The sequence below is a fragment of the Acidovorax sp. SRB_24 genome, from assembly GCF_012931925.1.
Map to the genome: position 1 here is coordinate 1 of NZ_MWOM01000076.1, position 11,145 is coordinate 11,145.

General features: G+C 68.3%; 12 protein-coding genes and 1 pseudogene. 6 read left to right on the forward strand and 7 right to left on the reverse strand.

Annotation, left to right across the window (positions count from 1 at the left end):
- The 3 genes and pseudogenes from B2J89_RS18320 to hpnD all read right to left on the reverse strand — a co-directional run.
- Positions 1-485 (reverse strand): annotated as a pseudogene (locus B2J89_RS18320) (NAD(P)/FAD-dependent oxidoreductase); the annotation flags it as partial.
- Between the two features lie 501 nt (positions 486-986).
- Positions 987-2,306 carry a hydroxysqualene dehydroxylase HpnE gene (hpnE, locus tag B2J89_RS18325; RefSeq protein WP_169170388.1) on the reverse strand — a complete coding sequence of 440 codons (1,320 nt, stop codon included), beginning with the start codon at positions 2,304-2,306 and terminating at the stop codon, positions 987-989.
- A gap of 3 nt (positions 2,307-2,309) precedes the next feature.
- Positions 2,310-3,149, reverse strand: coding sequence for a presqualene diphosphate synthase HpnD (hpnD, locus tag B2J89_RS18330; RefSeq protein WP_169170389.1), 840 nt, complete (start codon positions 3,147-3,149; stop codon positions 2,310-2,312).
- Between the two features lie 75 nt (positions 3,150-3,224).
- Here hpnD and tsaD point away from each other — a divergent pair, with 75 nt between their 5' ends.
- Positions 3,225-4,292 (forward strand): tRNA (adenosine(37)-N6)-threonylcarbamoyltransferase complex transferase subunit TsaD, encoded by a 1,068-nt coding sequence (gene tsaD, locus B2J89_RS18335; protein ID WP_169170390.1) that lies wholly within the window; start codon positions 3,225-3,227, stop codon positions 4,290-4,292.
- A gap of 15 nt (positions 4,293-4,307) precedes the next feature.
- On the opposite strand, the gene B2J89_RS18340 is transcribed toward tsaD, so the two are convergent.
- A complete protein-coding gene (locus tag B2J89_RS18340; RefSeq protein ID WP_169170391.1) occupies positions 4,308-5,180 on the reverse strand; it encodes a class I SAM-dependent methyltransferase in 873 nt (290 codons plus the stop codon).
- Positions 5,181-5,384: 204 nt separating this feature from the next.
- Complete coding sequence (locus B2J89_RS18345) at positions 5,385-5,768, reverse strand: Hsp20/alpha crystallin family protein (RefSeq protein WP_169170392.1); 384 nt, start codon at positions 5,766-5,768, stop codon at positions 5,385-5,387.
- 93 nt (positions 5,769-5,861) lie between these two features.
- Between B2J89_RS18345 and B2J89_RS18350 the strand changes: the two genes are divergently transcribed.
- Positions 5,862-7,181 (forward strand): branched-chain amino acid ABC transporter substrate-binding protein, encoded by a 1,320-nt coding sequence (locus tag B2J89_RS18350; protein WP_169170393.1) that lies wholly within the window; start codon positions 5,862-5,864, stop codon positions 7,179-7,181.
- A gap of 200 nt (positions 7,182-7,381) precedes the next feature.
- On the opposite strand, the gene B2J89_RS18355 is transcribed toward B2J89_RS18350, so the two are convergent.
- Complete coding sequence (locus B2J89_RS18355) at positions 7,382-7,600, reverse strand: hypothetical protein (protein WP_169170394.1); 219 nt, start codon at positions 7,598-7,600, stop codon at positions 7,382-7,384.
- A 353-nt stretch (positions 7,601-7,953) separates the two neighbouring features.
- Here B2J89_RS18355 and B2J89_RS18360 point away from each other — a divergent pair, with 353 nt between their 5' ends.
- The 4 genes from B2J89_RS18360 to B2J89_RS18375 are packed head-to-tail and all read left to right on the forward strand — an operon-like array spanning position 7,954 to position 10,733.
- Positions 7,954-8,295 carry a GIY-YIG nuclease family protein gene (locus B2J89_RS18360; RefSeq protein ID WP_169170395.1) on the forward strand — a complete coding sequence of 114 codons (342 nt, stop codon included), beginning with the start codon at positions 7,954-7,956 and terminating at the stop codon, positions 8,293-8,295.
- On the forward strand, positions 8,292-8,804 hold the full coding sequence (locus B2J89_RS18365; RefSeq protein WP_205763886.1) for a MarR family winged helix-turn-helix transcriptional regulator: 513 nt from the start codon (positions 8,292-8,294) through the stop codon (positions 8,802-8,804). Before B2J89_RS18360 ends, B2J89_RS18365 begins: the two co-directional genes overlap by 4 nt.
- A complete protein-coding gene (locus B2J89_RS18370) occupies positions 8,774-9,370 on the forward strand; it encodes a DUF2239 family protein (RefSeq protein WP_169170396.1) in 597 nt (198 codons plus the stop codon). Before B2J89_RS18365 ends, B2J89_RS18370 begins: the two co-directional genes overlap by 31 nt.
- Positions 9,357-10,733: an MATE family efflux transporter gene (locus B2J89_RS18375; protein WP_205763887.1), complete on the forward strand. Its 1,377-nt coding sequence runs from the start codon at positions 9,357-9,359 to the stop codon at positions 10,731-10,733. The genes B2J89_RS18370 and B2J89_RS18375 overlap by 14 nt, the downstream gene beginning before the upstream one ends.
- A gap of 16 nt (positions 10,734-10,749) precedes the next feature.
- On the opposite strand, the gene B2J89_RS18380 is transcribed toward B2J89_RS18375, so the two are convergent.
- Positions 10,750-11,145 (reverse strand): ABC transporter permease (locus B2J89_RS18380; RefSeq protein WP_169170397.1); only part of this gene is annotated, 396 nt, incomplete at its 5' end.

The following is an 11,145-nucleotide window of genomic DNA, read 5'->3' on the forward strand; positions in this document are numbered from 1 at the left end:
GTCGCCACCACCACGTAATCGAATTCCTCGGTCGACAGCGCGTCGGCCTTCATGTCGCGCACGGTCACCGAGAATTTGCCGGTTTCTTCGCTGTACGACACCCATTGCACCGCCATGTTGAAGCGGATGCAGCGGCGCAGGTCGCTTTTCTCGATCCGGCCCATGATGTAGTCGCGCAGCACGGCGCGCGGCGGGTACGAGGCAATGGGCTTGCCGAAATGCTGCTCAAAGCTGTAGTCGGCAAACTCCAGGCACTCCTTGGGGCCGTTGGACCACAGGTAGCGGTACATGCTGCCGTGCACCGGCTCGCCGTGCGCATCCAGTCCGGTGCGCCAGGTGTAGTTCCACATGCCGCCCAGGTCGCTTTGTTTTTCATAGCAAACGATGTCGGGCAGCTCTTCCCCGGCCTTGCCGGCCGCCTCAAAAGCGCGCAGTTGCGCCAGGCCGCTGGGGCCGGCGCCGAGGATGGCGATGCGTTGTTTCATGGGTGGGGTTCTCCTGTGGTTGAAGCGGCCGCCAAGACGGCCGCAGTCCCTGTCGCGAGGCGGCAGCCGAACGAAGGACATGGGTGGCCGCGATCGCCGCAGGGGCGAGTCCACAGCCGCGAGGGCCAGGCCCGAAGGGCAGTCGGCGCCAGCTTCCTGGCGCCACGGCAGGGCGGGATCGGTGGAGGCGCAGCGTTCAGGGAACATTGGCAACCGATACACGCCGCCTGGCATGGAAAGGTGGCGCACGGTGTGCGCACGGCGACGGCGCTGCAGCGCCGCAAAGGCCACGCAAAAGCAGGTGGCCTGAAAGTGTCAAAAACGCAACAACCTTAACATAAACACGACAAAAATCGGTGTACGGGGCCTTTCATCCGGCATTTGGTGCTGGACGGCGTCCATGGCGGCCGATGGGCAGCGGGGGTGGGCAAGGCGGCAGCGCCGCCTGTCCAGTGGCGCGGAAAAGGTGCCGCGCACGGCGCTGCGCGCCGGGTGGGCGCGTCACGCGCTGGCGTTGCCGCCCACGCTCCGTCCCGCCTCGGTGCCGCTGCGCGCCGCGCCTTCCAGCGTCGCGGGGTAAGGTCCGGCAATGTAGTCGCCACAGGCCCACAGGCCCGGTGCGATCTGCGCGGCGGGGCGCTGCAGGCCCGGGGTGCAGGCAAACGTGGCGCGCTTTTCGACCACGGTCTGCACGGCGCGCAGATCGGCCAGGCCCAGTTCGGCCCGTGCCTGCCGTAGCACCTGCTGCTCCAGTTGCGCACGCTCGCCCTGGCTGGTGCTGACGACGAAGGCCAGCAGGCCGGCCGGGCCGCCGAGCTGGCCACGGTCGAAGACGAATTGCGCCGGGTGGTCGGCGTGGCTGCGCAGGGCCAGCATGGGCGCGGCCAGCAGCAGGCCATCGGGGCGCACCGGGCCCTGCGCATAGACCGTGGTGATGGTCTCAAAGCGCAGCGCCTGCGCGCAGGCGGCCCAGTCGCACATCGGCACCGCCATCGAAAACGGCGCCGTCTGCGCGCAGTGTGAGACGAGGCGCGCGGCCTCGGTGCTCGGTGCCGCCAGCACCACTGCGTCGAACAGGGTGCCGTCCACGCTCCAGCCGCCCTGCGGCGCGGCCAGCACCGCCTGCACGCGCAGGCCGGTGCGCACGATGGCGCCCTGGGCGCGCAGCCAGCGCGCCGCGGCTTCGGGAAACACTTCGCCCAGGTCCACGCGCGGCAGCAGCAGGTAGGAGCCGCCGCGCCCGCCAAACAGGCTGTCTTGCAGCACGCGCAAGAAGACCTGGCCGCTGGCCTGGTCCGCCGGCGTGTTCAGCGCGGCCACGCACAGCGGGTCGATGAATTCGGCCACCAGCCGGGGCGGCAAGGCCGTGCACAGCGCGGCCACCGACAGCTGCGGCGCGCAGGCAAAGCGCGCGCGCTGCCAGGCGTGGGCCGTGCGCAGCAGCGCCAGCCGGTCGCGCCAGTGCCAGCCGCGCGCACGCGCGATGCCGACCACGGCGTCCCAGGGCGGCGGCAGCTCGGGCCACTGCAGGCCGCTGCCGTCGGCAAAGCGCAGCGCCAGCGGCAGGCGCAGCAGCGCGGCGTCGGGGTCCACGCCGACCTGGCGCATCAGGCGCAGCGACTCGGCGTAGGCGCCGATCAGGATGTGCTGGCCGTTGTCGAGCCGCAGCGGGGCGCCGTCCACGTCCGAGGCCAGAACGGCCCGGGCGCGCCCGCCGACGCTGCGGGCGGCTTCAAAAACCGTGGCGTGGTGGCCGGCCTCGACGGCGGCGATGGCCGCCGCCATGCCGGCCCAGCCGGCGCCGATGATGGCAATGTGCATGGCTCACATCCGCCCGAGCGCCTGCATCTTCCAGGCCAGCCAGAACTTGCGCAGCGGCGTCAGGCTCACGCGCTGGTGCAGCACCTGGAAGTTGTCGCGCTCGATCTCGGTGAGCAGCGTGCGGTAGATGCTGGCCATCATCAGGCCGGGTTTTTGCGCGCGCCGGTCGGCGGCCGGCAGGAGCGCCAGCGCCTCGCCGTAGAGGCGGTGCGCGCGTTCGGCCTGGAAGCGCATCAGCGCGGTGAAGCGCTCGGAGTATTCGCGCTTGAGGATCTCGTGCGCCTTCACATCGAACTGCTGCAGCTCGTTGACGGGCAAATAGATGCGCCCGCGCAGGGCGTCCTCGCCCACGTCGCGCAGGATGTTGGTGAGCTGCAGCGCCTGGCCCAGGCGGTGCGCGTACGCGGTGGTGCCCGGATCGGTCTGGCCGAAGATCTGCGCCGCCACCTCGCCCACCACGCCGGCCACCAGGTGGCAGTAGCGCTGCAGGCCCGCGTAGTCGAGGTAGCGCGTCTGGTCCAGGTCCATGACGCAGCCCTCGATCACGGCCTGCAGGTGGCGTTGCTCGATCTGGTAGGTGCTGGCGTGCGGCATCAGCGCCTGCATCACGGGGTGCGTGGGCTGGCCCTTGAAGGACTGCGCCACCTCGCCCTGCCACCAGGCGAGCTTGGTGCGCGCGACGCCTGAGTCGCTGACTTCATCGACAACATCATCGATCTCGCGGCAAAACGCATAAAAAGCCGTGATCGCCGCGCGCCGGGGGCGGGGCAGGAACAGGAAGGCGTAATAGAAGCTGCTGCCCGAGGCGGCGGCTTTTTGCTGGACGTACTGTTCCGGATTCATGTGCGGGATTGTCCCATGGCGTGGACGGCCACTTGGGGCTCGCCCTACACTGGCGCCCCTTGAAGGACCTCCATCGTGCAGACAAATTTCCTGGTGCTAGGCATCGAATCCTCGTGTGACGAAACCGGCGTGGCGCTCGTGCAGGCGCATGCCGGGGCGCGCGTGCCCACGTTGCTGGCGCATGCGCTGCACAGCCAGATTGAGATGCACCAGGCCTACGGCGGTGTGGTGCCCGAACTGGCCAGCCGCGACCACATCCGCCGTGTGCTGCCGCTGACCGAAGCGGTGCTGGCCGAGTCGGGCCGGGCGCTTTCCGAGGTGGACGTGGTGGCCTACACGCGCGGGCCCGGCCTGGCCGGCGCGCTGCTGGTCGGCGCGGGCGTGGCGTGCGCCCTGGGCGCGGCGCTGGACAGGCCCGTGCTGGGCGTGCACCACCTCGAGGGCCATCTGCTGTCGCCGTTCTTGAGCGCCGACCCGCCCGAGTTCCCTTTTGTGGCGCTGCTGGTCTCGGGCGGCCACACGCAGCTGATGCGCGTGGACGGCGTGGGCCGCTATGCCATCCTGGGCGAGACCATCGACGACGCCGCGGGCGAGGCGTTCGACAAGTCGGCCAAGCTCATGGGCCTGGGCTACCCGGGCGGCCCGGCGCTGTCGCGGCTGGCCGAGCAGGGCGATCCGGCGGCGTTCAAGCTGCCGCGCCCGCTGCTGCACAGCGGCAACCTCGACTTCTCGTTTGCCGGCCTGAAGACGGCCGTGATGACGCAGGCCAAGAAGCTGGGCGACGACCTGGAGGCGCGCAAGGCCGACCTGGCCGCCAGCACGCAGGCCGCCATCGTCGAGGTGCTGGTCAAGAAGTCGCTGGCAGCGTTGAAGGAGACCGGCCTGCGGCGCATCGTCGTGGCCGGCGGCGTGGGGGCCAACCGCCTGCTGCGCACGCAGCTCGACGCCGCCTGCGCCCGGCTCGGCGTGCGCGTGCACTACCCCGAGCTGCACCTGTGCACCGACAACGGCGCCATGATCGCCCTGGCCGCCGCCATGCGCCTGCAGTCGGGGCAGCAGCAGGCCAACCGCGACTATGCGTTTGACGTCAAGCCGCGCTGGCCGCTCGATGCGATTGCGCCGGGGAGCGCCGCCGCGGTCTGAGGTCGAGGCCGGGCCTCAATCCGGCGCGCGACGCCCCACGGTCAACAGCAGCGTGTTCGGCCCCTCCCAGCCGTTGGCGCCCTGGAACACGTCGAGCTGCGTCTGCATGTCATGCCAGGCCGCTGCACGGGCGTCCGCGTCCAGCGGGGCCAGCAGTTGCCGGATGGGTGCGGCCGACGTGCGGATGAAGTCGAGAAAGGCCGCGCTGGACGGCAAGCGAAACACCGCTGGCACCGCAGTAGTGCGCACGCCGGTGAAGCCTGCCTGCGCAAACAGCGCGTCGATCAGGCCTGGCTTGCCCAGGCTGAACAGCGTGCCCGGCTGGTACGGGTCGCGTGGCGGCTTCCCGGAATGGCGCAGCGCTGTGGCGGCGACGAGGGCCATGCAGGGGTTGTCCTGCGGCGGGGCGAACACCAGGGTGCAGGCGTGGCCTCCCGGTTTGAGCGCCGCGTGCATTTCGCGCAGCGCCGCGAGCGGGTCGGGGCAGAACATAAGCCCGAGGCGGCAGATCGCGGCGTCGAAGTCTGCGCCGGCGAGGTCCAGGTGCTCGGCGTCGGCGACCTTGGTTTGCACCTGGCCCAGGCCGGCGTTCACGGCCTGGCGCTCGGCCAGGGCCAGGATGGCGGGCGAAATGTCCGTCGCCAGCACCTGGCCACCGGGCTCCACGCGGCGGGCGATGGCCAGCGTCTGGTCGCCGGCGCCGGCGGCCACGTCGAGCACGCGTGCGCCAGGCTGCACCTGGGCCGCGGCGAGCATGACGTCGGTGACATCGGCGAGCCAGCGGTGGATGTGCGGGGTCTGGGCGTCCCACCCCTGCGCGGCGCTTTCCCAGGCGTCACGGGTGGCTGCCTTGAATTGTCCGGGCGTGGAGGCCGGGGGGTGTTCCATGGTCCGCTCCTGGAGCCCGCAGGAAAGGAAGACGGTGTCCACGCGGGCTTTGGACGCGTGCCGATCATGCGCGCGCCCTGGCGAAACCGCAACCCCCGCGGCCGCTGTGCCCGCGCGCAGAAATTCCAATGAAAAACGCTCGAAGCCCAATAGGGCCGGGCGCATGAAGCTACGGAAACAGGAGCTTTGCCGAACGCAGTGCCGTCACTGGATGGTCAAGTGCGTGGCACGGTTCACCGGCGCCAACTTGGCCAGCGTGAGCGTCAGCACGCCATGCTCGAGCTTGGCGCCGCTCGCGGCGGCGTCGATGGCTTCGGGCAATTCCCAGGCGCGCTGCACCTGGCGCGGCGCACCGTCCACGCTGCGCACGCGCACCACGGCGCCGTCGATCGTGATGTCCAGTTGCTCGCGCGCCAGGCCGGGCACATCGAGCTGCAAGGTGATGGCTTTCTCGTCTTGCGCAGCGCTGCAGCCAGGCGCGGCGGCGGGGCGGGCCAGTGCGGCGCGCAGGAAACGCTGCAGCGCCAGGTCGGACATCGGGAGGCGGGTGGCATAGGCGGCGCGGCGCACCACGGGGGCGAAGATCATCAGGGTTACTCCTATACACTGCGCGGCTCCCGGTGTGGTTGCCGCATGCTAGGCAAGTGCGTGCACCGCCATTGATTTCAAGGAAAAACTCCCATGAATAAATTCAAGCCCGCCGCCTTGAAAACCGGCGCAGCGGCTCTATTGGCGCTTGCCGCCCTCTCGGCCAGCTTTGCGCAGGCGCCCACGCCGGGCGCTTCGGCCGTGGTCGCCCCGTCCGCCGCGCCCATCAAGGTGGCGCTGATCGAAAGCCTCTCGGGCCCCTTCGCCAACACCGGCGAGGCGGTGTTCCGCAACATCTTCTGGGCCGTGGACCGCGTCAATGCGCGTGGCGGCGTGGCCCTGCCGGCAGCGGCCGGCGGCGCGCGGCCACTGGTGCTGCAGCGCTACGACAGCAAGGGCCAGAACGAAGAGGCCCTCTCGGCCCTGCGCGCGGCCATCGACGACGGCGCCCGCATCGTGATGCAGGGCAACTCCTCGGCCACGGCCGCGGCGCTGCTCGACGCGATCAACAAGCACAACGAGCGCGACCCGGGCAAGCGCGTGCTGTTCCTCAACTATTCGGCGGTCGACCCGATCCTCACCAACGAAAAGTGCAGCTTCTGGCATTTCCGCTTCGACGCCCATGCCGACATGCGCATGGCCGCGCTCATGGAAGTGGTGCGTGCGGACAAGGCACTCAAGAGTGTGTACCTGATCGGCCAGGACTACAGCTTCGGCCAGGCCGTGCTGCGCGAGGCCAAGCGCCAGCTGAGCGCGCAGCGTCCCGACGTGGCCGTGGTGGGCGACGAGCTGCACCCCGTGGGCCGCGTGAAGGACTTCGCACCCTACGCCGTCAAGATCAAGGCCAGCGGTGCACAGGCCGTGGTCACGGGCAATTGGGGCAACGACCTGACGCTGCTGGTCAAGGCCGCGCGCGAGGTCGGTTTTGACGGCAGCTTCTACACCTTCTACGGCAACGCGCTCGGGGCGCCGGCCGCCATTGGCGACGCCGGCGTGGGCAAGGTCGTGGCCGTGGCCGACTGGCTGCCCAATGTGCAAAGCCTGCAAAGCGAGGCCTTCTACCAGTCGTTTCGCGAGCGCTTTCCCAAGCCCCAGGACGACTACGTGCACATGCGCATGCAGCTCATGGTCGAGGCGCTCGCGCAGTCCATCGAACGCGCGGGCAGCACCGACGTGCTGGCCGTCGCCCGTCAGATGGAGACGGCGAATGTGCAGCTGGCCGGGCAAGGCGGCAGCATGCGCGCGGCCGACCACCAATTCCAGCAGGGCCTGGCGGTGGGCGTGATGGACAAGAAGGGCGAGCCCGGCGTGAAGTTCGACGTGGAAGGCTCGGGCTACGGCTTTCGCGTGGTGCGCCAGATCCCCGCCGCCAAGGCGCAGCAGCCGCACAGCTGCCAGATGCAGCGGCCCTGAGAAACCAGGGCATGGGTGCCTGCACCCATGCCCTGTGCGCAGCCGTGGAGTGCGCGCAACGGATTGCGAACAAGGGAAAGGCGGCGCCAAAGTCGCCCCTGGGCCTGTGTTGGCAGCGCACCCGAGGCACGGAATGCAGTGGCCTCCATCCATGTTGGTAGCGGCTGCGTTTCGGACGGCCTGGGCCTGGCGGGCGCCGATCAGGCGTTCGGTGGCTGGACCGCTATGCCGTCCAGGCGCTGCCCCGGTTGCAGGCCGTGGGTGCCTTGGCCAATCTGTTTTTTTGCGAAAACCAGCGCATTTTTCAAGGAAGACGGCCGTCGCATCGTCTCGGTGGCCGGGGATAAGTTCGTCTGTGCCAGCCGCACCGTGGCCATCGCGCCGGCGCAGTCGCTGCATGTCGTGGCGTTTGCGCCCATGGCCTTGTGTGCCCGATGGAGCGCGCACCCGCCGGATCACCGCCATGGCGCAGCAGCTCGACCCGTGGCAGCGCGTGACCGGCCAGATGCAACGGTTTTGAGGCAGAACGGCCTTTTCAAAATGAATAGCTGCTAACGCTTGCTGCATAAGCGATAGAGGCTATTTTTGCTTGGGATGGTGCAAACAGGAAGCCCGGGCGGGCAGAGGTTTGGAGTATTTTTACCCGGGTAATTTGCAATTTTAATTTAACCCGGGTAAAATAAATCGGATGACCTCTCCTGATTCACATCCTGCCCCTTTGCCTCCTCCTGAGCGTGGCGATACCCGGCGCAAGTCCTCGGAAACACGCCGCATGCTGGTCCGCCAGTACAAGGAAGCGCGGCCGCCCGCTGGCGTTTTCATCCTCAGGAACCAGGTCAACGGCCGCGTTTACGTGGACGGTAGCCTCCATCTTGAAGGGCTGATGAACCGCCATCGCTTCGAGTTGAACCTGCGATCGCATCGCAACAAACCGCTGCAAAAAGACTGGATCGAGTTTGGCGCGGCGCAATTCAGCTTTGAAGTGATCGACCGGATCAAGGAACGGGATGACCCGCTTTTCGACTATGCCGCCGAATTGCAGCACCTGCTCGCCCTGTGGCGCGAGGAATACCGCTGCCATGGCGAGGACGGCTACAACGGAGCGCCATCATGAGCCTTCATGCTTTCGATGCCCTTGAGTTTTGCCTCTCGCTCAGCCACGCCCACGCGCGTCTCAGCCTGAAGATGGACGAGGACCTTGGCGTCTTTCACGGCCTGGGCTTTGGCGATTTCGTGTTGCTCCACCGATTGGGGAATGCTCCTGGAGGCCGCCTCGCCATGGCCGATTTGGCGCAAGCGCTCGGCATGACGCTCTCGGCCCTGACCCGGAAACTGCTTCAGTTTGAAAAAATCGGTCTGGCTGCACGCGATGCCTGCTTGGGCGGTGATGGCCATCGCTATGCTCTCATCCGGCCCGCCGGCCGAAGGCTGATGGAAGAGGCCGCCGTGACCGCCAGTGCGTTGTGCGCGGCAGCGGTGCAACGGCTCGAACCGGCCTGCGTGTCCGAAATTCAGCGGGCGATGCCGGCTTTGTGCATTGCATCGCAGCCAGGCGATCAGGCTGCCCGTATCGCCAGAACCCAGAACCCCACATGCCAGACCACACCATCCCCACCCCCTTGACCACCGTCACTGCTTTCGCTGGCTTTGAGCGTATCGCCCGCGGGGCGAAGGCCGAGGTGCTGGCGCAGCTGCGCCAGCGCGCAGACCCTTCGGGCGTTCTGCTTTTCGACGACCTGAGCGGCGCGCTGATCGACATCGATCTGCGTGAAGAAGTGCCTTGTGCACCCCCACCGACCCCCACCGGCGCGGCAATCGGCGACGAGGCCCCGCGCAGCGTCGGTCGGCCAAAGTTGGGCGTGGTGGCGCGCGAGATAACGCTGCTACCGCGCCACTGGGACTGGCTTAACCGCCAGCCCGGCGGCGCCTCGGTGGCGCTGCGCAAGCTGGTGGAGGAGGCGCGGCGCATCCACCAGGGGCAGGACACCGTGCGCGAAGCGCGCGAGGCTGCCTACCGTTTCATGAGCGCCATCGCCAGCAACCTGGAGGGTTTTGAAGAGGCCGCGCGTGCGCTGTTTGCGGGCGACCAGGCGCGCTTTGCCGCGCTGGCGGCGGCGTGGCCCGAGGACATTGGCGCCTACCTGCAGGCCCTGGCCGCCGCTTCCTGGGGTGGCGATGCAGCGCGCTGATAACGCAGTGCAGGCCGTGGCGGCGGCACCGCTGTGGAAGACCTTTGCCGCCTTCTTGGCGCCCATGCTGCTCAGCAATATCCTGCAGTCGCTGTCGGGCACGCTGAACAACGTCTACCTGGGGCAGATGCTGGGCGTGCAGGCGCTGGCGGCGGTGTCCAGCTTTTTTCCGGTGCTGTTTTTCTTCATCGCCTTCACCATCGGCCTGGGGGCCGGCGCCTCGGTGCTGATCGGCCAGGCCTGGGGCGCACGCCATGTGGACAAGGCCCAGGCCATCACCGGCACCACCCTCAGTGTGGGGGTCGCGTTCGGGCTGCTGGTGGCGCTGTTTGGCGGCGTGTTCACCCAGCCCATGCTGGCGCTGCTGGGCACGCCGGCCGACATCCTGCCCGACGCCACGCGTTACGCGCGCATTGTGCTGATCGCCATGCCGGGACTGTTCGTGTTCCTGCTCTCGACGGCCATGCTGCGCGGCGTCGGCGACACGGTCACGCCGCTCTACACGCTGGGCATCTCGACGGCCGTGGGGCTGGTGCTGACGCCGGCGCTGATCCGCGGCTGGGGCGGCCTGCCGCAGATGGGCGTGGCCAGTGCGGCCGCGGCCACGGTGGTGTCGTTCACGGTGGCCACGCTGTGGATGGGCTGGCGCCTGCGCCGCCTGGGCAGCCCGCTGGCGCCGACGCGCGCCCTGGCACGCCATTTGCGCATCGACCTGGCGCTGCTGCGCGGGGTGCTGCGCATCGGCATGCCCACGGGGGTGCAGATGATCGTGGTGTCGATCTCGTCGCTGGTGCTGCTGTCGCTGGTCAACGGCTATGGGTCGGCCGCCACGGCAGCCTATGGCGCGGTGAACCAGGTGGTGGCGTATGTGCAGTTTCCGGCCATCTCGATTGCGATCACCGCCTCCATCCTGGGCGCGCAGGCGATTGGCGCCGGGCGCGCGGCCGCGCTGGGTGCGATTGCGCGCACAGGCTTGCTGATGAATCTGGTGCTGACGGGCTCGCTGGTGTTGCTGGGTTATCTGTTTTCGCGCCCGCTGATGGGGGTGTTCATCACCAGCGCGCCGGTGATCGAGGTGGCGCAGACGCTCTTGCACATCATGCTGTGGAGCATGGTCGTGTTTGGCATGGCGGCGGTGCTGTCAGGGGTGATGCGCGCCAGCGGTTTGGTGCTGGTGCCCACCGGCATCGCCATTGCATGCATCCTGTGCGTGGAGATTCCGGCGGCCTGGCTGCTCAGCCACCGCATCGGTTTGAACGGCGTGTGGATGGCGTACCCGATCAATTTTGCCGCCATGCTGCTCCTGCAAACCGCGTATTACCGCGGTGTGTGGCGCAAGAAGCCGATCCGCAGGCTGGTGTAGCAGACAGCCTGCGGGCTCAGCGCCGGATGCGGTGCCCGGTCTTGAACACCCACCACACCACCGCCAGGCAGGCCGCCATGAAGCACAGCGTCATCGCCACACTCACGCCGATGCGCACGTCGGCGTGGCCGTAAAACGCCCAGCGCAGGCCGCTGATGAGGTAGACCACCGGGTTGAACAGCGACACCTTCTGCCACAGCGGCGGCAGCATGTTGATACTGTAAAACGCACCACCCAGAAAGGTCAGCGGCGTGATGACCAGCAACGGGATGACCTGCAGCTTTTGAAAGCTGTCGGCCCACAGGCCGATGAGGAAGCCGAACAGGCAGAAGGTGACGGCCGTGAGCAGCAGAAAGCCCACCATCCACACCGGGTGCGCGATCTCGTACGGCACGAACACCCGCGCCGTCGC